The 23,235-nt window shown below is 69.0% G+C and carries 23 protein-coding genes and 2 riboswitches; of the genes, 11 read left to right on the plus strand and 12 right to left on the minus strand.

Annotated features, from left to right (window positions below; genetic code table 11):
• Positions 1 to 55: 55 nt before the first annotated feature.
• The 6 genes from ACO1BU_RS08185 to ACO1BU_RS08210 form a co-directional block, all read right to left on the minus strand.
• Positions 56 to 505, minus strand: a complete 450-nt coding sequence (locus ACO1BU_RS08185) for a GNAT family N-acetyltransferase (RefSeq protein WP_424135425.1) — start codon at positions 503 to 505, stop codon at positions 56 to 58.
• On the minus strand, positions 502 to 1,083 hold the full coding sequence (locus ACO1BU_RS08190) for an NUDIX hydrolase (protein ID WP_424135426.1): 582 nt from the start codon (positions 1,081 to 1,083) through the stop codon (positions 502 to 504). The genes ACO1BU_RS08185 and ACO1BU_RS08190 overlap by 4 nt, the downstream gene beginning before the upstream one ends.
• Complete coding sequence (gcvP, locus tag ACO1BU_RS08195) at positions 1,080 to 3,983, minus strand: aminomethyl-transferring glycine dehydrogenase (RefSeq protein ID WP_424135427.1); 2,904 nt, start codon at positions 3,981 to 3,983, stop codon at positions 1,080 to 1,082. The genes ACO1BU_RS08190 and gcvP overlap by 4 nt, the downstream gene beginning before the upstream one ends.
• A complete protein-coding gene (gcvH, locus tag ACO1BU_RS08200) occupies positions 3,980 to 4,357 on the minus strand; it encodes a glycine cleavage system protein GcvH (RefSeq protein WP_424135428.1) in 378 nt (125 codons plus the stop codon). Before gcvH ends, gcvP begins: the two co-directional genes overlap by 4 nt.
• On the minus strand, positions 4,354 to 5,487 hold the full coding sequence (gcvT, locus tag ACO1BU_RS08205) for a glycine cleavage system aminomethyltransferase GcvT (protein ID WP_424135429.1): 1,134 nt from the start codon (positions 5,485 to 5,487) through the stop codon (positions 4,354 to 4,356). Before gcvT ends, gcvH begins: the two co-directional genes overlap by 4 nt.
• A 47-nt stretch (positions 5,488 to 5,534) precedes the next feature.
• A riboswitch (glycine riboswitch) is annotated at positions 5,535 to 5,638 on the minus strand.
• 3 nt (positions 5,639 to 5,641) lie between these two features.
• A riboswitch (glycine riboswitch) is annotated at positions 5,642 to 5,733 on the minus strand.
• Between the two features lie 175 nt (positions 5,734 to 5,908).
• Complete coding sequence (locus tag ACO1BU_RS08210) at positions 5,909 to 6,466, minus strand: hypothetical protein (protein ID WP_424135430.1); 558 nt, start codon at positions 6,464 to 6,466, stop codon at positions 5,909 to 5,911.
• Positions 6,467 to 6,610: 144 nt separating this feature from the next.
• On the opposite strand from ACO1BU_RS08210, the gene ispH reads away from it, so the two are divergent.
• From ispH to rnhA, 3 genes are read left to right on the plus strand one after another with little or no spacing between them, the layout of a single operon-like run.
• Positions 6,611 to 7,609 (plus strand): 4-hydroxy-3-methylbut-2-enyl diphosphate reductase, encoded by a 999-nt coding sequence (gene ispH, locus ACO1BU_RS08215; RefSeq protein ID WP_424135431.1) that lies wholly within the window; start codon positions 6,611 to 6,613, stop codon positions 7,607 to 7,609.
• A gap of 59 nt (positions 7,610 to 7,668) precedes the next feature.
• Positions 7,669 to 8,655 carry a homoserine kinase gene (locus tag ACO1BU_RS08220; RefSeq protein WP_424135432.1) on the plus strand — a complete coding sequence of 329 codons (987 nt, stop codon included), beginning with the start codon at positions 7,669 to 7,671 and terminating at the stop codon, positions 8,653 to 8,655.
• Complete coding sequence (gene rnhA, locus ACO1BU_RS08225) at positions 8,645 to 9,109, plus strand: ribonuclease HI (protein ID WP_424135433.1); 465 nt, start codon at positions 8,645 to 8,647, stop codon at positions 9,107 to 9,109. Before ACO1BU_RS08220 ends, rnhA begins: the two co-directional genes overlap by 11 nt.
• Positions 9,110 to 9,218: 109 nt before the next feature.
• Here rnhA and ACO1BU_RS08230 read toward each other — a convergent pair whose 3' ends face one another.
• Positions 9,219 to 9,944, minus strand: coding sequence for a DUF2270 domain-containing protein (locus ACO1BU_RS08230; protein WP_424135434.1), 726 nt, complete (start codon positions 9,942 to 9,944; stop codon positions 9,219 to 9,221).
• Positions 9,945 to 10,129: 185 nt separating this feature from the next.
• Between ACO1BU_RS08230 and htpG the strand changes: the two genes are divergently transcribed.
• The 4 genes from htpG to ACO1BU_RS08250 all read left to right on the plus strand — a co-directional run bounded on the left by htpG (position 10,130) and on the right by ACO1BU_RS08250 (position 15,728).
• The gene (gene htpG / locus ACO1BU_RS08235; RefSeq protein WP_424135435.1) at positions 10,130 to 11,968 is read left to right on the plus strand and encodes a molecular chaperone HtpG; all 1,839 of its coding nucleotides are present in this window, start codon (positions 10,130 to 10,132) and stop codon (positions 11,966 to 11,968) included.
• A gap of 280 nt (positions 11,969 to 12,248) precedes the next feature.
• A complete protein-coding gene (locus ACO1BU_RS08240) occupies positions 12,249 to 12,962 on the plus strand; it encodes a restriction endonuclease (protein ID WP_424135436.1) in 714 nt (237 codons plus the stop codon).
• 106 nt (positions 12,963 to 13,068) lie between these two features.
• Entirely contained in the window at positions 13,069 to 14,376 is a 1,308-nt protein-coding gene (locus ACO1BU_RS08245; RefSeq protein WP_424135437.1) for a M16 family metallopeptidase, read from the plus strand.
• Positions 14,373 to 15,728 carry a TldD/PmbA family protein gene (locus ACO1BU_RS08250; protein WP_424135438.1) on the plus strand — a complete coding sequence of 452 codons (1,356 nt, stop codon included), beginning with the start codon at positions 14,373 to 14,375 and terminating at the stop codon, positions 15,726 to 15,728. The genes ACO1BU_RS08245 and ACO1BU_RS08250 overlap by 4 nt, the downstream gene beginning before the upstream one ends.
• A gap of 48 nt (positions 15,729 to 15,776) precedes the next feature.
• On the opposite strand, the gene ACO1BU_RS08255 is transcribed toward ACO1BU_RS08250, so the two are convergent.
• The gene (locus ACO1BU_RS08255; protein WP_424135439.1) at positions 15,777 to 17,306 is read right to left on the minus strand and encodes a UdgX family uracil-DNA binding protein; all 1,530 of its coding nucleotides are present in this window, start codon (positions 17,304 to 17,306) and stop codon (positions 15,777 to 15,779) included.
• 198 nt (positions 17,307 to 17,504) lie between these two features.
• Between ACO1BU_RS08255 and ACO1BU_RS08260 the strand changes: the two genes are divergently transcribed.
• Together ACO1BU_RS08260 and ACO1BU_RS08265 are read left to right on the plus strand one after the other, a co-directional pair.
• A complete protein-coding gene (locus ACO1BU_RS08260; RefSeq protein WP_424135440.1) occupies positions 17,505 to 17,963 on the plus strand; it encodes a Rap1a/Tai family immunity protein in 459 nt (152 codons plus the stop codon).
• Between the two features lie 13 nt (positions 17,964 to 17,976).
• Positions 17,977 to 18,261, plus strand: coding sequence for a glycine zipper domain-containing protein (locus ACO1BU_RS08265; RefSeq protein ID WP_424135441.1), 285 nt, complete (start codon positions 17,977 to 17,979; stop codon positions 18,259 to 18,261).
• Positions 18,262 to 18,320: 59 nt separating this feature from the next.
• On the opposite strand, the gene ACO1BU_RS08270 is transcribed toward ACO1BU_RS08265, so the two are convergent.
• On the minus strand, positions 18,321 to 19,688 hold the full coding sequence (locus ACO1BU_RS08270) for a putative DNA modification/repair radical SAM protein (protein ID WP_424135442.1): 1,368 nt from the start codon (positions 19,686 to 19,688) through the stop codon (positions 18,321 to 18,323).
• Between the two features lie 199 nt (positions 19,689 to 19,887).
• Here ACO1BU_RS08270 and ACO1BU_RS08275 point away from each other — a divergent pair, with 199 nt between their 5' ends.
• Positions 19,888 to 20,115: a DUF4170 domain-containing protein gene (locus ACO1BU_RS08275; protein ID WP_424135443.1), complete on the plus strand. Its 228-nt coding sequence runs from the start codon at positions 19,888 to 19,890 to the stop codon at positions 20,113 to 20,115.
• A 9-nt stretch (positions 20,116 to 20,124) separates the two neighbouring features.
• Here the strand turns inward: ACO1BU_RS08275 and ACO1BU_RS08280 are convergent, their stop codons facing one another.
• From ACO1BU_RS08280 to trxA, 3 genes are read right to left on the minus strand one after another with little or no spacing between them, the layout of a single operon-like run.
• Positions 20,125 to 20,637, minus strand: coding sequence for a glutathione peroxidase (locus tag ACO1BU_RS08280; protein ID WP_424135444.1), 513 nt, complete (start codon positions 20,635 to 20,637; stop codon positions 20,125 to 20,127).
• Complete coding sequence (locus ACO1BU_RS08285; RefSeq protein ID WP_424135445.1) at positions 20,634 to 21,764, minus strand: PQQ-dependent sugar dehydrogenase; 1,131 nt, start codon at positions 21,762 to 21,764, stop codon at positions 20,634 to 20,636. Before ACO1BU_RS08285 ends, ACO1BU_RS08280 begins: the two co-directional genes overlap by 4 nt.
• 5 nt (positions 21,765 to 21,769) lie before the next feature.
• Positions 21,770 to 22,102: a thioredoxin TrxA gene (gene trxA, locus ACO1BU_RS08290; protein ID WP_424135446.1), complete on the minus strand. Its 333-nt coding sequence runs from the start codon at positions 22,100 to 22,102 to the stop codon at positions 21,770 to 21,772.
• Positions 22,103 to 22,337: 235 nt separating this feature from the next.
• Between trxA and ACO1BU_RS08295 the strand changes: the two genes are divergently transcribed.
• Positions 22,338 to 23,228 (plus strand): lytic transglycosylase domain-containing protein, encoded by an 891-nt coding sequence (locus ACO1BU_RS08295; protein ID WP_424135447.1) that lies wholly within the window; start codon positions 22,338 to 22,340, stop codon positions 23,226 to 23,228.
• Positions 23,229 to 23,235: the final 7 nt, after the last annotated feature.

The raw sequence follows: 23,235 nt of genomic DNA on the forward strand, positions 1-23,235 counted from the left end.
AAGGGCAGCAGAGCGGGCGCCGCGAACAGCGCCCGACGCGGTACAGCAGCCCCTGTCAGAGCGGGATGTCGTAGGTCCGCCAGGGTGTGAGCTTCGCGACCCGGTCGTACACCGCGCGGGCACGGTGATTGTCCTCGGCGGTGATCCAACGGATGACGCTCCAGCCGCAACGGCGGCCTTCCTCGGCGATGGCTTCGATCAGCGCGTCGGCCACGCGCTTGCCGCGCATGTGGGGATCGACGAAGAGATCGTCCAGATAGCCGCCAGTCGTCGCGGAAAGAGGGCGGGCGAAAGCGCGGTAATGCGCGAGGCCGACGGCGCGGCCTTCCGTGTCCTCCGCGACCAGACCATTTGTTTCATGCGCGGGATCATGGATCCAGGACCAGACCCGGTCGCGCATCTCCGGTGTCTGCGTCACGCGATAGAACTCGGCGTAACCGGCGTAGAGCTTATCCCAATCGGCCCGATGACGCTGCTCGATGGGAATGACGCGGACTTCGCTCATGACGGGTCCTTCAGGCGGAGGTCCAGGCGGCCGGCAGCCCTCAGCGCCAGCAGCAGGGACGAGATGTGCAGCGCGTGAAGGATGTCACCCTCACCAAGTCTGTCCAGTACGCGCTGAAGGGGCCAGAGCTCTACGGTGATGTCCTCCCCGGCCTCATGGGCCGTGGGATGCGTCAGCCTGGCGCCCAGCGCCAGCACCGTATGCACGCGGTTGCGATGCGTGGCCGGATTGGGGCTGAGTGCGCAGAGAGCGCGGTAGGCCGGCGCCGTGTAGCCGGTTTCCTCCTGCAACTCGCGCGCTGCCGCGGTGATGGGGTCCGCATCGGTGGAATCCATCGCGCCGGCCGGCAGTTCCAGCGCCCAGGAGCGGGAGCCGTGCCGGTATTGCCGCACCAGCACTAGCTCATCGGCCGGCGTGACCGCGACCACATGCACCCAGTCCGGATAGGTCAGGGTGTAGAAGGGATCGAGCACGTTCCCCTTCGAGTCCCGCACCGCATCCGCCGTCACATCGATCCAGCGGTCGCGGAGGGCGGTGCGGGAGGAGAGAACTTCCCAGGGCGGCGGATGCGCGGTCATTCCGCGGCTGCCTTCGGCGCCTCCATATAGGCCTCCAGCGGCGCGCAGGTGCAGGCGAGGTTACGGTCGCCATAGACATTGTCCACGCGCTTCACCGGCGGCCAGTACTTGTGGGCGGCTATCCAGGGCAGTGGGAAGGCGGCCTCCTGGCGGGTGTAGGGGTGAGACCAGCTCTCCGCCGTTACTTCCTCAGCCGTATGCGGAGCGTTCTTCAGCGGGTTGTCGGCCTTGTCCGCCCTGCCCTGCTCCACCGCGCGGATCTCGGCGCGGATGGCGATCATGGCCTCCACGAAGCGGTCCAACTCCTCCTGCGGCTCGCTTTCGGTGGGTTCCACCATCAGCGTGCCCGCGACCGGCCAGGACATGGTCGGCGCGTGGAAGCCGTAATCCTGCAGGCGCTTGGCGATGTCTTCCACCAGCACGCCGCCGCCCTGCTGGAAGCCGCGGCAATCCAGGATGCATTCATGCGCCACCATGCCCTGGCGGCCGCGATAGAGCACGGGGAAGTGCCCATCCAGGCGCTTCGCGATGTAGTTGGCGTTGAGAATCGCCACCTGCGTTGCGCGCGTCAGCCCCTCGGCGCCCATCATGCGGATATAGGCGTAAGAAATGGGCAGGATGCAGGCGCTGCCGAAGGGGGCGGCGGAGACGGGGCCGAAGCCCGTCGCCGGACCGGCCTCGGCCACCATCGGGTGGTTCGGCAGATGCGGCGCCAGATGCGCGGCCACGCCGATCGGGCCAACGCCCGGCCCGCCGCCGCCATGCGGGATGCAGAAGGTCTTGTGCAGATTCAGGTGGCACACATCGGCGCCGATCGCGGCCGGGCTGGTCAGGCCGAGCTGCGCGTTCATGTTGGCGCCATCCATGTAGACCTGCCCGCCGGCCGCGTGCACGGCCTCGCAGATCGCGCGGATGGCCTCCTCGAACACGCCATGCGTGCTGGGATAGGTGATCATCAGCGCGGAGAGCTTCTCCGCGTGCTGATCGATCTTCGCGCGCAGGTCGTCCAGGTCGACATTGCCGTCGCGGTCACAGCCCACCACGACCACGCGCATCCCCGCCATCACGGCGGAGGCCGGGTTGGTGCCATGCGCGGAGGAGGGAATGAGGCAGATATCGCGATGCCCCTGCCCGCGCGCCTGATGATAGGCGCGGATGGCCAGCAGCCCGGCATACTCGCCCTGGCTGCCCGCATTCGGCTGCAGCGACACCGCCGCGAAGCCCGTGCAGGCGCAGAGCCAGGCCTCAAGGCGGCGGATCATCTCGATATAGCCGCGCGCCTGATCCACCGGGGCGAAGGGATGGATGTCGGAAAAGCCTGGGAAGGTGATCGGAATCATCTCCGCCGTCGCGTTCAGCTTCATCGTGCAGGACCCCAGCGGGATCATGCTGCGATTCAGCGCGACATCCTTGTCCTCAAGCGCCTTGAGATAGCGCAGCATCGCGTGCTCGGAGTGGTGCGCGCGGAAGACGGACGCCGTCAGGAAAGGCGAGCGGCGCACGAGGGCGGAAGGCAGGTGATCCGCCGCCTTCAGCTCGCCCAGACCGATGCGCTCGCAGGCTCCGGCCTCGCAGAGGGCGGTGACGAGCGCGATGAGGTCCTGCCGCGTCACCGTTTCATCCAACGCGACGGCAACGCAGCCGGCATCCACGCGGCGCAGATTGAAGCCGGCCGTCAGCGCGGCTGCCATCAGCGCATCGGCCTTATCGCCGGCCTCGATCGCGACCGTGTCGAAGAAGGATTCGTGGCGCAGCCGGAAGCCGGCGCGCATGGCGGCATCGGCGAGCAGGCTGGCCAGCAGATGCGTGCGGCGGGCGATGCGGGTCAGGCCTTCCGGCCCGTGCCACACGGCGTACATGCTGGCCATCACGGCCAGCAACACCTGCGCCGTGCAGATATTGCTCGTCGCCTTCTCCCGGCGGATGTGCTGCTCGCGAGTCTGGAGGGCGAGGCGCATGGCCGGGCGGCCAGCGGCATCGACGGAAACGCCGACCAGGCGGCCGGGCATCAGGCGCTTCAGCCCGTCCTTCACCGCCATATAGGCGGCATGCGGGCCGCCATAGCCCATAGGCACGCCAAAGCGCTGCGTGCTGCCCACCACCACATCGGCGCCCATCTCGCCAGGCGGGGTCAGGATGGTCAGGGCCAGGATGTCGGCGGCCACGATCGCCAGGGCACCGGCCGCCTGGGCGGCAGCGATGGCAGGGGTGATGTCGCGCACCTCGCCCGTGGTGCCGGGATAGGAGAGCACCACGGCGAAGGGCTTCAGCGCGGCATAGGCCGCGACATCACCCGTGACCTCGATCCTGATCCCCAGGGGTTCGGCACGGGTGCGCAGCACGGCCAGGGTCTGCGGATGCAGGTCCGGCGCCACCACCAGGGTGGTGGATTTCTGCTTATGCGCGGCCAGGCCCAGCGCCATCGCCTCGGCCGCCGCCGTCGCCTCGTCCAGCAGGGAGGCATTGGCCACGGACAGGCCGGTCAAGTCGCAGACCATGGTCTGGAAGTTCAGCAGGGCTTCCAGCCGGCCCTGGGCAAGTTCCGCCTGATAGGGCGTGTAGGCCGTGTACCAGCCCGGATTTTCCAGCACGTTACGCAGGATCACCGGCGGGGTATGGGTGCCGTAATAGCCGCAGCCGATCAGCGACTTCACGCGACGGTTCTTCTCGGACAGCGCGCGAAGCTCCGCGATGGCGGAAGCCTCGCCCACCGGCGGCGGCAGCGCATCCAGGTGGCTGTCGCGGATGGCGGCGGGCACGGTGCGGGCGGCCAGCGCCTCCAGGCTCTCCGCACCCACCACGCGCAGCATGGCGGCGATCTGCCCCTCGCCCGGCCCGATATGCCGGGTGGCGAAGGCGGCGGTCTCCTCCAGCGCCGCGAGTTGGTCGAGCGCGCTCACTGCCCTTCCTCCGCGTGCTTGGCGTAGGTGTCCGCGTCCATCAGCGCGTCGATCTCCGTGGCGTCGCGCGGGGTGATGGTGAAGAACCAGCCCTCGCCCATCGGCTCGCTGTTCACCAGGCCGGGATTGTCCACCAGCGCGGCATTGTTCGCCGCGATGGTGCCGGCGATGGGCGCGTAGATGTCGGAGGCGGCCTTCACGCTCTCCACCACGGCCACAGCCTCACCGGCCTCCACTTCCCGGCCGGGCTCGGGCAGTTCCACGAAGACCACGTCGCCCAGCGCGTTCTGCGCGTGGTCGGAAATGCCGACGACCGCGACGTCGCCGTCCAGACGGACCCATTCGTGGCTCTTGGCGAAGCGGGTCTGGCTCATACGGCAACTCCGGCATTGTTCGTGAGGGCCGCGCGCTTATAGCGGTGCGGCACAAAGGGGGTGGGGGCGATGCGGGCGGGGATGGACCGGCCGCGCACCATCAGTTCAAGCGCCGTGCCATCCGCGGCATGGGCGCGGGCGACGTAGCCCATCGCAACCGGCGCGTTCAGCGAGGGGCCGAAGCCACCGCTGGTCACCTCGCCGATCGGAAGGCCGCCCAGCACGATCTGCGTATGGGCACGGGCGGGCTGGCGTCCCTCGGGCAGCAGGCCGACGCGCAGGCGCTTGGGGCCGTTGTCCAGCTCTTCCCGCACCCGCTCCGCGCCGGCGAAGTCCCATGTCATGCGGCGGCGCTTGCCCAGACTGAAGGTAAGCGCGGCCTCGACCGGGGAGGTCGTTTCGTCGATGTCCTGGCCGTAGAGGGGCAGCCCAGCCTCCAGCCGCAGGCTGTCCCGGGCGCCGAGGCCGGCCGGCGTCGCACCGGCGGCCAGCAGGGCGCGGGCGACGGTTTCGGCACCCTCGGCGGGGATGCCGATCTCGAAACCATCCTCCCCGGTATAGCCGGAGCGAGTGACGAGCGCCGGAATGCCAGCAACGGGCGTTTCCAGTACGCCCATGAAGGGCATGGCCGCGATTCCCTGGGCCAGGGGCGCCAGGATCGCCTCCGCGCCCGGGCCTTGCAGGGCCAACAGCGCGCGATCAGGCCGTGGCACGATAGCCACGCCCGCGGGCAGGGCGGCGCCGATCGCCTGGATGTCCACCACCTTGCGGGAGGCGTTCAGCACCAGGAACAGCCGGTCGCCGAGATTGGCGACCATGAAGTCGTCGACGATTCCGCCGGTCTCGTTCATCAGCAGCGCGTAGCGCTGGCGGCCAGGGCGCAGGGCCTGGACCTCTGCGGGCGTCACGCGCTCCAGCGCGGCCGCCGCGCCATCGCCGCGCAGTTCCGCCTGGCCCATATGGGAGACATCGAACAGCGCCGCGCCTGTCCGGCAGGCCTGGTGTTCGGCGATGATGCCCGCCGGGTACTGGACGGGCATCGCATAACCCGCGAAGCCCACCATGCGCCCGCCGAGTTCGCGGTGCAGGCCGGCCAGCGGCGTTTCAAGCAAAGCTTCGGTATCGGCCACGCATCCCCCATGGCCGCACGAAGGCGGCCGGTTCAGATCGTGGCCCCCCTCTGTCCCGAGACCTGAGAGATTCGGAAAGCGGGGCTTTCCTTACTCCGTCGGTGCCATGGCCCGACCAGGTGAATGGTTCAGGCCACGGGCTTTCCAGAGGCCCCTTCCCCGCGCGGTCCTTTGGCCTGAGCGTTTCCGGGGGCCGGTTGCGCCTTCGGCGGGGGTGTCTCCACCCCTCTCTCCCGCACGGGATCAGCGGGTGGACCAGTCCTGCCCGAATGCAGGGCCGGACGCAACCGTCAGAAGGGGCCTGGAGCAGGCATCTCCCTTCTCTGTTTCGGGGTGTAGCACCGGCGCGCCGGTAAAACCGGCATGCCCCCCACTCGAAAAAGGCGGAGGCCTCCGGGGAGAATCTCTTCTCCCCAAGCTTTCACCGCACCCCGCGCCGCTGGTTCTCCGCCAGCTGCTCCGGGGTCAGCTGGAAACCAACCAGGATCACCTTCTCCGCCGCACGCTGCGGATTGCCGGGGAGGCGGACCATCATCTCCGCGCTTTGGGCCACGGTGCTGCGCTCCCCCTCGCCGAAGGTGACCTGCACCGTATCGGTAGCCTTGTTCAGGACCCGGCTTTCCGTTCCTTCCGTCACGGCAATCAGGAAGGGCAGCCCGGCCGTCCGGCTGGTGGCCGCTGGCCCGCGCTCGGCCGACACCTGAACCGTCAGGATCACGTCCAGCCCGGCATCGCGTGGGGCGTAGTCGCAGCGGGCCTGGAAGCCGATCATCCGCGCATCGACCTCGACCGTGCCGATATCGGGCCGGGCGCCGGGCCGGTAGCGGGTCAGGTCCACCGCATCGGCCAGCAGGGCCACGCGGGGGCAGGGCGCCGTCGGGCGCTGGTTCATCACGCTGCCGCCCCTGCCGCTGCAGCCGGCCAGTGCAGGCAGGGCCGCGAGGGCCAGGAGGAAGGCCGAACGAGGAAGACGGGTCACGCGGGGGATGCTCCTTGCCCTCGGACATTGCGGGCATGCTCGGCACGGCCCTGGGCGGCGGCGCCGAGGGCGGCTAGAATAGTTCTCGCCCACGGTCCGGCCGGGGGCTGTTCGCGCCGGCGCCGAGGGACCAAGTCGCACGCCATGGATCAGATCGCAAACCTCCCCCACTCCTCGGGGAAGCCCTCCTTGAGGGTGCTGCTGGCGGGCCCGCGCGGCTTCTGCGCGGGGGTGGACCGGGCCATCAAAATCGTCGAGCTGGCGCTGGAGCGCTACGGCGCCCCTGTCTATGTCCGGCACGAGATCGTTCATAACCGCTTCGTGGTGGAGGGGCTGGAGGCCAAGGGGGCCATCTTCGTCGAGGAACTGGACGAGATCCCCGATGACGGGCAGCCCGTGATCTTCTCGGCCCATGGCGTGCCCAAATCGGTGCCCGCGGCCGCCGAGGCGCGGCAGATGCTCTATCTGGACGCCACCTGCCCCCTGGTCAGCAAGGTCCACCGGGAGGCTGAGCGCCACCACACCAATGGTTGCCACATCCTGCTGATCGGCCATGCCGGGCACCCGGAGGTGATCGGCACCATGGGCCAGCTGCCCGCCGGCAGCGTGACCCTGGTGGAGGATGCCGAGCAGGCCGCAACGGTCCAGCCGCCCGAGGGGCCGTTGGCCTATGCCACCCAGACCACCCTCTCGATCGACGACACGACGGAAGTGCTGGACGTGCTGCGCGCCCGCTTCCCGCACATGGCCGCGCCGATCAAGGAAGACATCTGCTACGCCACCACCAACCGCCAGGCGGCGGTGAAGGCGATCGCGGAGCGCTGCGATCTAATCGTGGTCATGGGCGCCCCCAACTCCTCCAACTCCGTGCGCCTGCGGGAAGTGGCGGAGAAGGCCGGCTGCCCGCGCGCCGTGCTGGTCCAGCGCGGCCGGGACTTCGATCCGAGTCTGGCGGATGGGCTTTCGACCGTGGGCATCTCCGCCGGCGCCAGCGCGCCGGAGCTGCTGGTGCAGGAGGTGGTGGACCGGCTGCGGACCCGCTTCGACGTCACGATCGAGGATGTGACGGTGGCGGAGGAGAAGATCATCTTCAACCTGCCCCGCGCCCTGCGCGCCCCGCGCGCCACCACGCCGGCGGAATAGCGCCGGGCGGGTTGCCGTCCCGCCCCGGCTGATGCATGGACCCCGGCTCAGGGGGTTGCATGGCTGTCTATACCGAGGTGTCCGACGAGGCGCTGCGCGCGTTCCTGTCGGAGTATGATCTGGGCGATTTGCTGGCCTTCCGCGGCATTGCGGAAGGGGTGGAGAACAGCAACTACGCCCTGAAGACCACCGGTTCTCCACTGGGCGGCGACTTCATCCTGACCCTCTATGAAAAGCGGGTGGATCCGGCGGAACTGCCCTGGTTCCTCGGGCTGATGCGCCATCTGGCCGCGCGCGGCCTGGCCTGCCCGGAGCCCGTGGCGGGACGGGACGGGGAGGCACTGCGGAAGCTGGCCGGACGGCCGGCCGCGATCTGCACCTTCCTGCCTGGCGTCTGGCCGCGCCGCCCCACCGTCGCCCATTGCGGGCCGCTGGGTACTGCCCTGGCCGCCCTGCACGCCGCCGGGAAAGGCTTCACGGCGGAGCGGCCCAACTCGCTCGGCCCCGCAGGCTGGGGACCGTTACTGGAGCGCTGCCGACCCAATGGAGACACGGTGCAGCCCGGGCTCTGCGCCGAGTTGGACGGGTATCTCCCCGCCATCCTGCGCGACTGGCCCGGTGATCTGCCGCGCGGGCAGATCCATGCGGATCTCTTCCCGGACAATGTCTTCTTTCTGGAGGGCGAGGACGGGCGTCCGCGCGTGTCCGGCCTGATCGACTTCTATTTCGCCTGCACGGACATCCTGGCCTATGACGTGGCTATCTGCCTGAACGCCTGGTGCTTCGAGCCGGACCTGTCCTTCAATGTGACCAAGGCCCGCGCCCTGCTGGCCGGCTACAACGCCGCGCGCCCGCTCTCGGAAGCCGAGCTGGCGGCCCTGCCTGTGCTTTGCCGCGGCGCGGCGCTGCGCTTCCTGCTGACGCGGCTTTATGACTGGACCAACACGCCGCCCGGCGCCCTGGTCACCCGAAAAGATCCACTCGAATACCTGCGTCGCCTGCGCTTCCACGCCCAGGCCACGGGAGTTGCTGCTTATGGATTCTGAGGATGCCGCCACGGGTGGCGGTGTGGTCGAAATCTGGACCGATGGCGGCTGCAAGCCCAATCCCGGCCCCGGCGGCTGGGGCGCCATCCTGCGCTTCGGCGCGCATGAGCGGGAACTGACGGGCGCCGAGCCCGCCACCACCAACAACCGCATGGAACTGACCGCTGCGGCTTCCGCGCTGGAGGCACTGAAGAAGCCCTGCCGCGTGGTGATCCATACGGACAGCGAGTACGTGAAGAATGGCGTGACGCGCTGGGTCCATGGCTGGGTGCGCAACAACTGGCGCAATGCGGCGAAGGAACCGGTGGCGAATTATGAGTTGTGGCAGCGCCTGCTGGCCGCCGCCAAGCCGCACCAGATCGAGTGGCGCTGGGTGCGTGGCCATGCCGGGGATCCGATGAACGAGCGCGCGGACAAGCTGGCAACGGCCGCGCGAATGGGGCTGGGGCGGTAAATCTGTCGGAGGCGACAGGACTGATTTCTTGTCGCCTCCAAACGCACACAATCAGCGCCTTCCAGCAGGCAGGCCCGCCGCTGAGATTGGTCTGGTCCTCGCTCCCGGCTCAGACATGGACCTCGCCATGAGCCAGCTCACCGCCTTTCTCGCGCGGGCGAAAGGTGGCGTAGCAAAGCCAGCAGTAGAACACGCCCACCGCGATGAGCACGGCCCATCCCGGAACAGGGCCGAGCGCGACATTCTGGATGATGCCGGGCACGGGCTTCGCCGGGTCCACCGCAACCTCGTCCCGCAGCAGCCACGAGGAGGAGATCTTGAGGATCCAGGCGGCCAGCAGCACGAGGAACATCCAGAAGTAGTTCCGTCGTAACCTGCGCGAGATCGCCGCTCTCCGCGACATCAGGAATTTTGGCTCGCGCAGATCCTCGCCCAGATCCCTCACCCAGTCATCCGTCCTGCCAGGCCGGGGTGCGAAGATCTGCGCATAATAGTTCCGCTCGAGCCGCCGCACTCGCGTTCTGTAGACATCGAAGAAGCGGTAGCGGCGCGCCTCGATGGAAAGCAGCAGCATCACCAGCACCATGGCGAAGAGAAGCACGCCATGGTGCGCGGCGGGAGTCGAGAGTGAGACGGAGAGCATCCCGGCGACCACGGTAATGGCCCAGTTGGTCGTCAGGTCAATCCGGTCCCTCCACCCCGTCATCCGCCCGATCTCCGCGCGGTGAAAATGGGCCAGGACGGTAATGGCCTCGCCGGTGCTGGCAGGGATCGGCACGGCAGCGGAACGCCCGGGCCTCTCGTCATCCGCCTGCTTTCCTCCAACGGTGTCCATGACGGTCTCCCTGCTGGCGCGGCGAGGGTAGCGGGAGACAAGACGCGCCGGTAGCAGCCCCAATCCTGCTGGCGATACGTCCGGAACGAGATCATGGCTGGCCTGGCGCAGGAGCGGGCCTTGAAGCCTGGCAGGACACCTTTCATATCGCGGGCCGGTTGTTTCTGATCCCCTGGAGGACGCTTGTGAGCGAGACGGTGGAGCGCCACGAATTCGGCGCGGAGGTCGGGCGGCTTCTGGACCTGGTGGTCCACGCCCTCTACTCGGACCGGGAGATCTTTCTGCGCGAACTGGTGGCGAATGCCGCCGATGCGGTGGACCGGCGCCGCTTCGACTCCCTGACCCAGCCCATCCCGGCAGTGCCCGAGGGCGCCGCGGTCCGGGTCATCCCGGACAAGGCCGCCCGGACCCTCACCATCTCCGATCCCGGCATCGGCATGAGCAAGGGCGATCTGGCCGAGAATCTCGGCACCATCGCGCGCTCCGGCACCCGTGCCTTCACGCAGTCCCTGGCCGAGGCCAAGCCGGGCGATCGCCCCAGCCTGATCGGCCAGTTCGGCGTGGGTTTCTACTCCGCTTTCATGGTCGCCGACCGGGTGGAGGTCACCTCCCGCCGCGCCGGAAGCGACGAGGCCTGGACCTGGGCCTCCACGGGCCAGGGCGACTACACACTCGCCCCTGCCAGCCGCGACGAGCCGGGGACGGATATCGTTCTGCACATCAAGTCCGATGCGGAGGAGTTCCTGGAGCCATTCCGGCTTCAGTCAATCATCCGCAAATGGGCGGACCACATCACCATCCCCATTACCGTTGCCCGGGATGGCAAGGACGAGCCCGCGAATGAGGGCACGGCCCTCTGGCGCAAGCCGAAATCCGAGGTCAGCGCGGAGAGCTACACCGAGTTCTACCGCCATCTCGGCCATGTCTTCGACGAGCCCTGGGCCACGCTGCATTGGCATGCCGAGGGGGCGCTGGAGTTCAGCGCGCTGCTCTTCATACCGGGCATGAAGCCCTTCCAGGTTCTGGAAGGTGAGCGGGAGAGCCGCGTGCGCCTGCATGTGCGGCGGATGTTCATCACCGATGAAGCCGAGTTGCTGCCCTCCTGGCTGCGCTTCGTGCAAGGCGTGGTAGACACCGAGGACCTGCCGCTGAATGTCTCGCGCGAGATGCTGCAGGCGACGCCGGTGCTGGCTCGCATTCGCCGGGCGGTGACGAATCGTGTGATGTCGGAGCTGAAGACACGCGCGAAGGATGCCGAGAGCTACGCCAAGTTCTGGGAGAATTTCGGCCCGATCCTGAAGGAGGGCGTCTGGGAGGATTCGGAGCACCGCAAGGAGCTGGCCGGCCTTCTGCGCTTCCGTTCGTCCGCCCTGGAGGGCTGGACCTCTCTTGCCGACTATGTCTCCCGCATGAAGGAGGGACAGGAGGCGATCTACATCCTGGCCGGGGACTCGCAGGAGGCGCTGGCGAAGTCGCCCCAGCTTGAGGGCTTCCGCGCCCGTGGCGTTGAGGTGCTGCTGCTCTCGGATGGGATCGATGCCTTCTGGCCGGAGCGGCTGGGCAGCTTCGAGGAGAAGCCGATCCGGAGCATCACCCAGGGTACGGTCGACCTGTCGAAGATCGCGGCCGGGGAGAGCGCAGCCGGGGAAGCCGCGGATGTCTCCAAGCTGATTCCGATCCTGAAGGATGCCCTCAAGGCCGATGTCTCCGATGTGCGCGCCACGGATCGCCTTGTGGACAGCGCCGTCGTGCTCGCGGCTGCCGCAGGCGGGCCCGACCTGCATATGCAGCGCCTGCTGCAGCGGGCCGGCCGCAGTGTCGGCGCCGGTATGCCCGTGCTGGAGATCAATCCTCGCCACCCGCTGGTACGGAGCCTCGCGGCAAAGGCCGAGACGGGCACCGGACTGGAGGAGACGGCTGGGCTGCTGCTCGACCTCGCCCGGGTCCAGGACGGCGATACTCCGCGTGATCCAGCGGCCTTCGCGCGGCGGATGGCCGAGGCGCTGGCAGCGACCCTCGCCTGATCCGCCGATGGATAGATTCCGGGGGAGAAGGAATTCTCCCCCGGCCCCCTCATCTTCTTTTTCGGGGCTGCCGCGGCATGGTGCGCGGGCGCGTCCGGCGCCTCACCGCGAAATCTTTGATCGAAAACGCGAATTTCCTGACCTGATTTAGCCGCCGATGTTGAAGTTCCCTGTGAAGAACGGCACCTAATAGGCCTGTCAGGTTCTCAAGCCCCGAGTCGCAAGTGCCGGACAGGCCGCCCGGCGGCCCGCCGGTGACGTCAAGTCGGCCGGAGAGGTCATGGGTCTGGGGGTGCTGCTCGCCGCGGTTGCGCTCCTCCTTCTCGCGGCGGTGCTGCTCATCGCCCATGGCGTGCCCGCCGAAACCGCTCCCGCCGCCCCAAGCGGCAAGGCCCAGGTCTCTGCCCTCACGCCCCGCCAGTTCGAACAGCATTGCGCCGACGCCCTCGCCGCGCGCGGCTGGTCCGTCTCGGTCGGCCGTGGTTCCGGGGATCAAGGTGTGGACGTGCTGGCCCGCAAAGGCGGCCGCACCGTGGTGCTGCAGTGCAAGCTCTATACCCGCCCCGTCGGCAACAAGGCGGTGCAGGAAGCCCTGGCGGGGCGTGGCTATGCCGGCGCGGATGGCGCGGCCGTCGTCTCCAACGCGCCCTATACCGCCGCCGCCCATGCGCTGGCTGCCCGCGTAGGCGTGCTGCTCCTGCATGTTTCCGATCTTCCACGCGCGGACACCCTGTTCCAGTTTCCCGCCAATCCGGCGCCCGAATCCGAGGAGCCCACCCGCGCCCGCCGCCGGCGCCCGCGCCGCCCGGCCCGGGCGCCCGCCTGGCGGCTTCCGGGGCCGCTCATTCCCGCCAGCGTGCTGGCGGGCTTCATTCTGCTCTGCCCCCGGATGGCCCCCGAAACGCCGGATACGCCCCGCCGCAGCGCCCTCCAGCGGCCCCTCCCGCTTCCCCCGCCCGCACCGCCACCCCCCACCCGCCACGCCGCCCGCTAAGCCGCGCGCTGCACCGATTGGAGGCTCACGCCTCGCACCCCGCCGCCGGACGCCCTACATTCAGGAGCTGAAACGCCCCTCCGTCTCCGGAAGCCATCCCCCAAGCATGACCGAGCAGATCCTGGCCGCCGCCACCGACCCCGCACTGAACGGCGGCGCTGTCCGTCTTACCCGCCTCCCCAACGGCCTCACCATCGTCTCCGACACCATGTCCCGCGTGGAAACCGCGTCGATCGGCGCCTACGCCCATACCGGCACGCGCGACGAGGAGGCGCATGAGAACGGCGTCTCCCACTTCCTGGAGCACATGGCCTTCAAGGGCACGGAAAAGCGCGACGCCCATGCCATTGCACGGGAGATCGAGGCGGTGGGCGGCCACCTGAATGCCTACACGGCCCGCGAGACGACCGCCTATTACGCCAAGGTCCTGAAGGAGGATCTGCCCCTGGCCGCCGATATCCTCGGCGACATCCTGACCCATTCCACCTTCATCCCCGAGGAGGTGGAGCGCGAGCGCGGCGTGATCCTGCAGGAGATCGGTCAGGCGAATGACACGCCTGATGACATCGTCTTCGACCACTTCCAGGAAACCGCCTATGCCGGCCAGCCTATGGGTCGCCCGACCCTCGGCCCGGCGGAGATCATCGAGAAACTGCCGCGCGAGGCCCTGACGGGCTATATGCGCCGCCATTACGGCCCGTCCCGCATGGTCATCGCCGCTGCTGGCGCCGTGGACCATGACCAGCTGGTCGATCTGACGAAGAAGCACTTCGCCGACCTGCCCACCATCGAGCAGCACCAGGCCGAGCCCGCCCGCTACACGGGCGGCGAGTTCCGTGAGGAGCGGGACCTGGATCAGGTCCATCTGCTGCTGGGCTTCCCTGGGCCTGCCTATGGCGACCCGATGCACTACCCGACGATGCTGCTCTCCACGATCCTCGGTGGCGGCATGTCCTCCCGCCTGTTCCAGGAGATTCGCGAGCGTCGCGGCCTCGTCTATTCCGTCTATTCATTCCACTCCCCGTACCGGGATGCCGGCCTCTTCACGATCTATGCCGGCACAGGCGAGGAACAGGCGGCCGAGCTGATGCCAGCCACGCTGGAGGAGCTGCGCCGCGTGCAGCACGACGTGACCGAGGAGGAACTGGCCCGCGCCAAGGCTCAGCTCCGCGCCTCCGTCCTCATGTCCCTGGAATCCACGGGCTCCCGCTGCGAGCAGCTTGCCCGCCAGCTCCAGGTCCATGGCCGCATCATTCCGGTCGAGGAGACCAAGGCGAAGATCGCCGCCGTGACGGTGGAGCAGGTTCAGCAGGCGGCCGCCCGCGCCTTCCGCGCTCCGCCGACCCTGGCCGCGCTTGGCCCGGCTGGCCGCGTCCCGCACCTCCCCGAGGTCGCAGAGAGGCTCGCGGCGTGAGCGCGGCGGTCGAGCAGGCCAAGGCCGACCCGCGCGACACCCTGTCCGACCTCGTCTCCGCCGCCCGCGCGGCGGGGGCGGATGCGGCGGATGCCATGCTGGTGGCCGGCTCCTCCCTCTCCGTCCAGATGCGGCTGGGCGAGGTGGAGAATGTCGAGCGTGCCGAGGGCTTCGATATCGGCCTGCGCGTCTTCCTGGGGAAGCGACAGGCCACCGTCTCCACCACCGATGCCAGCCCGGCGGGCTTCCGGGCCCTGGCGGAGCGCGCCGTCGCCATGGCCTGGGCTGTGCCGGAGGATCCCTTCGGTGGGCTGCCCGAGCAGGTGCCTGCCCTGGCCGACCTGCCGCTGGACATGGATGACGGGCAGGAGCCCGACGTCGCTGCCCTGACCGAGCGCGCCCGCCGCGCCGAGGAAGCCGCCCGCGCCGTTGCCGGCGTGACCAATTCCGAGGGTGCGGATGCCGGCTGGAGCCGGACGATGATCGCGCTGGCCGCCTCGAACGGCTTCATGGGCAGTTACACCCGCAGCGGCCACAGCCTGTCCGTCACCGCCCTGGCCGGCGAGGGTACGGCGATGGAGCGGGACTACGACTACAGCTCCGCCACCCATCTTTCCGACCTGGATGATCCCGAGACCCTTGGCCGCAATGCCGGGGAGCGGGCTGTCCGCCGCCTGAATCCGATCCGCCCCGCCACGGCGCGCCTGCCCGTGCTCTATGATCCGCGCGTGGCCGGCTCGATCCTCGGCCATCTTGTCGGCGCGGCGAATGGCGCGGCCGTCGCCCGCGGCACCAGCTTCCTGCTGAAGAAGATGGGCCAGCAGGTCATGGCCCGCGGCCTGACCCTGCGTGACGACCCCACCCGCCCCCGCGGTCTCCGTTCCCGTCCCTTCGATGCCGAGGGCATGCCCACCGCCCCCCTCGCAATCGTGGAGGACGGCGTGCTGAATCACTGGCTGCTGGACTGGCGCTCCGCCCGTCAGCTCGGCCTGCAATCCAATGGCCGCGCCGCCCGTTCCGTCGGCGGCCCGCCCTCTCCCTCCACCACCAATCTGTGGCTGGAGCCGGGCACGCTGACGCCAGAGGCGCTGATGGCCGACATCACCGAGGGCCTCTACGTCACGGAGATGATCGGGAGCAGCATCAACGGCCTGACCGGCGATTACAGCCGCGGCGCCTCCGGATTCATGATCCGCAACGGCCAGCTTGCCGAACCCTTCTCGGGCGTGACCCTGGCGGGGAACCTGCTGGAGATGTTCCTGAACATCACCCCGGCCAACGACCTTCGCTTCAAGCGCGGCACGGATAGCCCGACGCTGCGGATCGAAGGGCTGACGATGGCGGGCGCGTAAGAAAGACCGGGGGAGAAGGAATTCTTCCCGGTCCTTTTTCATTGGCCGCTACGGCAGCGTCCGCGCCGTGGCCGCCGCCTGGCCGAGATCCTCGACGAAGCGGTCATACTCCCGCGCCTTGGCCGCCGGGTCCGGCAGCCGCAGCAGATAGGACGGGTGGACGGTCGGGTAGAAGGGCCGTCCTTCCGGATCGCGCAGCAGGGAGCCGCGCAGCTTCGTCACGGCCATGGCCCGGCCGGAAACGGCCCGCAGCGCCGTCGCGCCCAGGGTGACGATCAGGCGCGGCTGCACGAAGCCGATCTCGCGCTGCAGGAAGGGGCGGTAGAAGGCGATGTCGCCCGCATCCGGGGACTGGTGCAGCCGCCGCTTGCCGGTGGGCGTGAACTTGAAGTGCTTCACGGCATTGGTGACATAGGCTTCGTCGCGCGAGACGCCCGCCTCTTCCAGTGCCCTGTTCCACAACCGGCCTGCGGGGCCGACGAAGGGACGGCCCTGGATGTCCTCCTCGTCACCGGGCTGCTCGCCGATGAACATCAGCAGCGGGTGCTGGGGTCCCTCGCCCATCACGGGCTGGGTGGCATTGGCTACCCAGGGCGGCAGGTCGTTGCGCGCCAGGAGGGCACGGCGCAGCGTGGCCTGGGCCTCGGCGAAATCGGCGGTGTTGGTCAGCAGATCGGCCGGCATGGCGGTTTCAACGCTTTGGGCCGCCTGCGGCTGCGCGCCGCGCAGATGGGCGGGCAGGTGAATCGCACGCTGGCGGCGCTCCGCCGCCGGGGTGGCGCCGCGGGCCACCATCTCTGCCATGCGCTTCGGGGCTTCCGCCACCAGGCGCGGAATGTCCTGCGCCTCCGGCAGGTTGCGCCAGTACTTCTTCGGCATCTCGGCCCGCATGGCGGCGGGCTTCAGCCGGGCCGGGTTGAAGATCGAGGCGAAATAGGCCCGCCAGAGCCCCTCGGCGGCGTCCTCGGAAGGCGCATCGGTCCGTCTCGCACCCGGGCCGTACCGGACCTCCTCCCCATCCCAATGGGCAGAGAGCGCCGGGGTCAGGATGGACCAGCGCAGGCTGGCGAAGCGGCGCAAAAAGAAGCCGGCCTCTGCTCGCAGGATGTGGTGCTCCGGCTCGTACCAGGCAACGAAGCGGGATGCCGGGGCAGCGGAGGTCCCATCCTCCACGCGAACCTCCCGGAAGCGCAGGAAGGCGTGCATCTTATGCGCGTCCCGCCGCACCGCGCGTGCCATGGCCTGGGCCCGCGCGACCTCCGGATCGGCCGCGTCGTCCAACAGCCCACGCTCCGATTGCAGCCGGTGCAGCAAGGAATGAAGCAGCGCAAAGCGCTCGGGATCGCGATGCCGCGATACGAGCTGGGCCAGTTCAGGGAAGCCGCGCGGCACGCGTGGCGCGGCGGCGCTGGCGGGTGGCGGGGGCGGCGGCCCAGAGCCGAAGAGCGGCACGGGATCGCCCTCCACCAGCCAAGTCACCTCGGCGGGCCCGAGTCCCACCATCACCAGCGCACGTGCGGCCTCGCGCCAGCCATCGAAGTCATCCGGTGCGTTCAGCCTGACGCAACACCGCGTCATGCCATTCCTCCAAAAGCCCGGCGAAAGCGCCGCCGCAGCAATTCTTGATGGCCCCAGCCCGGCGCCACGGGTTGCGGAGCATCGGAGGAAGGACAGAAAACGCAGGCGCGCCTGTCCGGGCGTGTCATTGCAGTCATGGGTCCGGATGGCGGGCGGGCTTCGCCCGCAGCCGGGCCGGTGAGGGGAGATTTTCGATCCATGCGGACCATCCACCGGACCGCCACGCTGGCGGCCCTGACCATTGCAGCCTTTGCTGCGGCGCCCAGCGCCCAGGCCCAGTCTCCCGCAGCGCCGGCGTCCTCCGCGCCGACCTCGGTCTCCACCACCGCTGATCTCGCGGCGATCTGCCTGCCGGACAGCACGGGCGTGCAGCGGCTGGAGGCCATCGCCTATTGCCAGGGCTATGTGACGGCCATCGGCCAGTACCATGCCCTGCTGCACCCGGCGGGTGGCCGCGTGCCGCCGCTCTTCTGCGTGCCGAGCCCGACGCCGAGCGTGGCGCAGTCGGCCATCGCCTTCGCGAACTGGGCGAAGCAGAACCCGCAATATGGCAGCGAACCAGCGCCGGACGGCCTGCTGCGCTGGGCCCAGGCCACCTATCCCTGCCCGGCCCAGGCGGCCCAACCCAGCGCCCGCAGCACCCGGGCGACCCGCTGAGATGAGGACGACCATGACCCTGCGCGCCGCCCGCCTCGCCCTTCCCCTGCTCGCCACCCTGTCCCTCGGCGCCTGTGCCGGCATGGACCGCACCCAGCGCACCGTTGGAACCGGCGCCCTGGGCGGCGCCGCCCTGGGCGGGGTTGTCGGCTCCTTCAGCGGCAATGCCGGCTGGGGCGCGCTGCTCGGCGGCGGCCTGGGCGCCGGCGCTGGCTATCTCTACGACCAGTCCGAACGGGCACAGGAACGTGCCTATTTGCAGGGCCGCCACGACGCGCGGCGCGGCCGCCGCTACTGAGGCCGCCGATGGCGGGCACATCCCGTGCCCGCCTGGCCTGATGCGACCGCCGACCGGCATCAGGCAGCCGCCACGGGCACGGCGCCCTGCCCCGGAAGGGGCAGCGGCGCCGGCCCGAACAGTGGCAGCTGCACCGGCCGTATCATCCCGCCGGCCGGCAGGATGGTGGCGCGTTCGGCCAACCCATCCTTCGGCAGCAGCAGGTTGCGCAGATCGGCCCGGTCCAGCAGCCCCCTGCGCGGATGGTGGTCCGCTGTCGTGACAAAGGGCGCGATCTTCCGAAGATTCACCCGCAGCCGCGCCAGATCCGCCATGCGGAAGGACCGCACATGGCGCGCGGCGAGAATCCTCTCCACTGTCTTCGCGCCTAGCCCGGGCACGCGCAGCAGCATCTCGCGATCCGCCCGGTTCACATCCACGGGGAAGACCGCGCGGTGCTTCAGCGCCCAGGCGAGCTTCGGGTCCAACTCCAGGTCCAGCATCCCGCCTTCGCCGCCCGCCAGAACCTCCGGTGCGGTGAAGCCGTAGAAGCGGAGCAGCCAATCGGCCTGGTAGAGCCGGTGCTCCCGCACCAGAGGCGGCGCCACGGGCGGCAGGATGGAGGAGGCATCGGGGATCGGCGAATAGGCGGAGAAATAGACCCGCTTCAGCCGGTAGGCCCCATAGAGATGGACGCTGGTGTCCAGGATCGCCGCATCATCCGAGGAGTCCGCCCCCACAATCATCTGCGTGGATTGCCCGGCCGGGGCGAAGCGCGGGGCAGTCGCCCGGCGCCCGCCTGACATGGCCACCCGCACCACCGAGGACTCGGCCTTGGCCTCCCGCGCCTCGTCGATCCGCCTCCGCAGCCCAGCCATGGCCAGGCGGATAGCGCCCGCGTCCTTCTCCGGCGCCAGCGCCTTCAGGCTCCCGGCCTGAGGCAGCTCCACATTGATCGACAGCCGGTCCGCATGCCGCCCGGCCTCCGCCAGCAGCGCGGGATCGGCATCGGGAATGGTCTTGAGGTGGATATAGCCCTTGAAGCCGTGCGTCTCCCGCAGCTCCCGCGCGACCCGCACGATCTGCTCCATCGTGTAGTCCGGCGAGCGGATGATGCCGGAGGAGAGAAACAGCCCCTCGATGTAGTTCCGCCGGTAGAAGTCGAGCGTCAGCCCGACGATTTCCCGCACCGAGAACCGCGCCCGCCGCACATTCGAGGAGGCCCGGTTGATGCAATAGGCGCAGTCAAAGACGCAGGCATTGGTCAGCAGCACCTTCAGGAGCGAGATGCAGCGGCCGTCCGGCGCATAGGCATGGCAAATTCCCATGCCTTCCGTGCTGCCCAGACCACCTTCGCGGCTGTCACGCTTTTCGGTGCCGGAGGACGCGCAGGACGCGTCGTATTTCGCGGCATCGGCGAGGATCTCGAGCTTCTCGCGCAGATCCATGAAAGGTCCTTACGGCTGGCCCTCCGATATGAGAGGCAATCTGCGCGACATCAAGAACATATCAAGAACAATAAGCGGAAAGATCCTGAATTCAGGCGCTTTCCAGGTTCAGCCCCGCATGAATGTCATGGCCCCCGCCCTTGGGAAATTCACCCCAGGGGAGTATTTGCTGCGCCGCACCCGTTGATGAGCCGAGGCCATGCCCGACAACACCTACCCCCAGCTTCATTTCATCTGGGGCGGCATCTTCACCGACGCGACCTTTACGACCCTCGAGCCTGGATCGGAGGAGAGCTACGGCCCCTTCCATGACACGAAGACCGCCGAGCGCGTGTGGAACGAGAAGGCGCGCCGCAACATCGACATCGCCAACCACCGCCTCTTCGTGATCAGCGTTCCCCGTCCCGGCGGCGCTCGCACCGCCTGAGGCAGGGCATTACGCGCTGAGCAGCCGCTCGATCTCGCCGGTGATCTTCTCCGGCGCGGTCGCGGGTGCGTAGCGCGCCACCACGCGGCCGCTGCGGTCCACCAGGAACTTGGTGAAGTTCCACTTCACCGCTTCCGTCCCGAGCGCCCCCGGCGCCTCCTGCTTGAGAAAGCGGAACAGCGGATCGGCTCCTGCCCCGTTCACCTCGATCTTGGCGAAGACGGGGAAGCTGACATCGTATTTGGTCGTGCAGAAATTCGCGATTTCGGCGGCATCGCCGGGCTCCTGCCGCCCGAACTGGTTGCAGGGAAAGGCCAGCACCGAGAAGCCCTGCGGCCCGTAGCGGCGTTGCAACGCCTCCAGCCCCGCATATTGCGGCGTGAAGCCGCACTGGCTTGCCGTGTTCACGATCAGCAGCACCTGGCCGCGGTAATCCGCGAGCGGCACGCGACCGCCATCAGGCTTCGGCGCCGATAGCGCATAAAGGCCTGAAAGGGCTTCCTGGGCCTCGGATGTGCTCACGATGCTGGCTCCAGTCGGAGCACGCGGCCCCGGGTCTCGTCCGTCAGGATGTAGAGGAAGCCGTCAGGCCCAGGCAGCACCTGGCGGAAGCGCGTGCGGCCCCAGAGCAGCCGCTCCTCCCCCACCACGCGGTCGCCATCCATTGTCAGCCGGATCAGGCCGGGCGTGCGCAGCGCGGCCAGGAACAGGTTGCCCCGCCAGGCCGGAAAGGCATCGCCCGTATAGAAATTTCCGCCCGAAGGACTCACCGCCGGCGTCCAGTGCTTCAGCGGTTCCTCGATTCCCGGCGCGCTCGCCTGCCCGGTGCCGATTGGGCTGCCGTCGTAATCCGTGCCGTAGGACACGAGCGGCCAGCCGTAATTCGCCCCGGCTCGCAACCGGTTCACCTCATCGCCGCCCCGGGCACCGAACTCGATCTCGATCAGCGATCCGGTGGCCGGGTTGACGGCCAGCCCCTGCGGGTTCCGGTGCCCATAGGTGAAAATTTCCGGTCGGGCATCCGGGCGTCCGATGAAGGGATTGCCCTCGGCGGGGCGTCCGTCCCGCTCCAGCCGCAGTACCTTGCCGCCCAGATCATCCAGCCGCTGCGCCCGCCCCTTGTCGTTGTAGCGTTCGCCCGTGGAAAGATAGAACTTGCCGTCCGGCCCAAAGGCAATCCGGCATCCATAATGGTTCCGCCCGGAGGACTGGGCCGGCGTCGCATCCAGCAGGGTCCGGGTTCCCTCCAGCCGCGCCATGTCCGGCGAGAGCGTCGCGGTCGCCAGCCGGGTCAGTACCCCACCCTGGGCCGCGCCTGCCAGGCAGAGATAGACCTGCCGCGTCCGGTCGAAATCCGGGGCCAGCGCCACGTCCAGCAATCCGCCCTGGCCCTGCGCCACCACATCGGGCATGCCAGGCAGGGCCGGGGAAACGGCACCGTCCCGTCCGATGATCCGTAGCCGTCCAGGCCGCTCCGTCACCAGCAGCCGCCCATCCGGCAGGAAGGCGGCGCCCCAGGGGTGGTCCAGCCCGGCCGCGAAATCCCGCACCCGGAAACTGGCCCTTTCGCTCCGCACCACCTCCTGCGCCGGAACAGGGCCGGCCGCGCAGGCGGCCAGCCCCAGCGCAAGAAGCAGTACGGCGCGCAAGCCGGTCAGGCGCCGAGGGCCTGATCAACCCAGGCCCGAAGCTGGCCGCGCGGCATGGCGCCCACCTTCATGTCCACGGGCTTGCCATCCTTGAACAGGATCATCGTCGGGATGCCGCGCACCGAATACTCGTTCGGCGTCATCGGGTTCTCGTCGATGTTGACCTTCGCCACGGTCAGCTTGCCGGCATATTCCTTGCCGATCTCATCGAGGATCGGGCCGACCATGCGGCACGGGCCGCACCACTCGGCCCAGAAATCGACCAGCACGGGGCCAGAGGCCTCCAATACGTCGGTCTTGAAGCTGTCGTCACTGACAGCCTTGGTGTGCTCGCTCATATCGTCTCGATTCCCGAAGGGGACCACCAGCGGTGGCTTGGGGCAGAAGGTCGGCATGCGTGCCGCCGGGGTCAAGGTTCGGGCTGCGTCAGCTGCATGTGAGGGGCGCCTGGCTGGAGCGTTGACGCCGGGTCACACCGGCGCGGGATCTGCCCCGAACAGCCGGATAGGGCCTATAAATCCGGCCGTGGCGCGGCAGACTGGGTGGCCGTCCATCGCGTCAGGTTCATATCCGGTGCCCAAGGCCGACATCCCTCCCTACCCCCCGATCACCCGCCGGCAGCAGGGCGCTGCCCGCCCCGTCGTGGCACTTCTCCTGGCCGCGCTCCTGGCGGGCTGCGCGGGCGGGGGCGGAGACCAGACCAGCTGGGACGGGCGCCGCGGCTATGACGGGAACGGCGATTACGGCTACGACCTCAACGCCTCCCGCGCCGAGGCCAGCAGCTACCGTGCCCAGGCTGCCAGCACCTACGCCGTACCGGGAACGCCGGACGATCCCTGGGGACCGTATATCCAGGAGGCCTCGGCCCGCTTCCGGGTCCCGGAGCGCTGGATCCGCGCGATCATGCGGCAGGAGAGCGGCGGACGCCTCTACGACTCCTATGGGCTGCCCATCACTTCGCCCGTGGGCGCCATGGGGCTCATGCAGGTCATGCCCCGCACCTATGACATCATGCGGACCCGGTACGCGCTGGGAAGCGACCCCTATGAGCCGCGTAACAACATCCTGGCCGGGGCCGCCTATATCCGGGAGATGTATGACCGCTTCGGCGCGCCGGGCTTCGTTGCCGCCTACAATGCCGGGCCGGACCGGGTGGAAGGTTATCTTTCCGGCGCGATGATCCTGCCGGACGAGACGGTCAACTACCTCGCCAATGTGGTCCCGCGCCTCGGGACCGAGGTGGCGATGAGCGGCCCCATGGCGGCGGAATACGCGAGCAGCGCTGCCGCTTACGGCGGGGCCAGTTCCGCGGCCGATATGGCCTATGCCCGAGGCGGAATGGCGGGTGCGGATTATGCCGCGCAGAGCGGAGTGACCCAGGTGGTGGCCGATCCCTCCCTCCGCGCCTTCGATGGCGGCGGGCTGGTCACGCCCTGGGCCCCGACCGGCCAGTATCACTACTGACCCGGCA

The organism is Roseomonas chloroacetimidivorans (assembly GCF_049629625.1).
Classification (GTDB): Bacteria; Pseudomonadota; Alphaproteobacteria; order Acetobacterales; family Acetobacteraceae; genus Roseomonas; species Roseomonas chloroacetimidivorans.

Bases quoted from the DNA above. Each gene is read 5' to 3' on its own strand.
- ACO1BU_RS08240 (WP_424135436.1), top strand. From the start codon at position 12,249: ATGGGTCTGGGGGTGCTGCTCGCCGCGGTTGCGCTCCTCCTTCTCGCG.
- ACO1BU_RS08260 (WP_424135440.1), top strand. From the start codon at position 17,505: ATGCGGACCATCCACCGGACCGCCACGCTGGCGGCCCTGACCATTGCA.
- rnhA (WP_424135433.1), top strand. From the start codon at position 8,645: ATGGATTCTGAGGATGCCGCCACGGGTGGCGGTGTGGTCGAAATCTGG.
- ACO1BU_RS08270 (WP_424135442.1), bottom strand. From the start codon at position 19,688: ATGGATCTGCGCGAGAAGCTCGAGATCCTCGCCGATGCCGCGAAATAC.
- ACO1BU_RS08190 (WP_424135426.1), bottom strand. From the start codon at position 1,083: ATGACCGCGCATCCGCCGCCCTGGGAAGTTCTCTCCTCCCGCACCGCC.
- ACO1BU_RS08265 (WP_424135441.1), top strand. From the start codon at position 17,977: ATGACCCTGCGCGCCGCCCGCCTCGCCCTTCCCCTGCTCGCCACCCTG.
- ACO1BU_RS08230 (WP_424135434.1), bottom strand. From the start codon at position 9,944: ATGGACACCGTTGGAGGAAAGCAGGCGGATGACGAGAGGCCCGGGCGT.
- ACO1BU_RS08220 (WP_424135432.1), top strand. From the start codon at position 7,669: ATGGCTGTCTATACCGAGGTGTCCGACGAGGCGCTGCGCGCGTTCCTG.
- ACO1BU_RS08255 (WP_424135439.1), bottom strand. From the start codon at position 17,306: ATGACGCGGTGTTGCGTCAGGCTGAACGCACCGGATGACTTCGATGGC.
- ACO1BU_RS08275 (WP_424135443.1), top strand. From the start codon at position 19,888: ATGCCCGACAACACCTACCCCCAGCTTCATTTCATCTGGGGCGGCATC.
- trxA (WP_424135446.1), bottom strand. From the start codon at position 22,102: ATGAGCGAGCACACCAAGGCTGTCAGTGACGACAGCTTCAAGACCGAC.
- ACO1BU_RS08185 (WP_424135425.1), bottom strand. From the start codon at position 505: ATGAGCGAAGTCCGCGTCATTCCCATCGAGCAGCGTCATCGGGCCGAT.
- gcvH (WP_424135428.1), bottom strand. From the start codon at position 4,357: ATGAGCCAGACCCGCTTCGCCAAGAGCCACGAATGGGTCCGTCTGGAC.
- ACO1BU_RS08245 (WP_424135437.1), top strand. From the start codon at position 13,069: ATGACCGAGCAGATCCTGGCCGCCGCCACCGACCCCGCACTGAACGGC.
- ispH (WP_424135431.1), top strand. From the start codon at position 6,611: ATGGATCAGATCGCAAACCTCCCCCACTCCTCGGGGAAGCCCTCCTTG.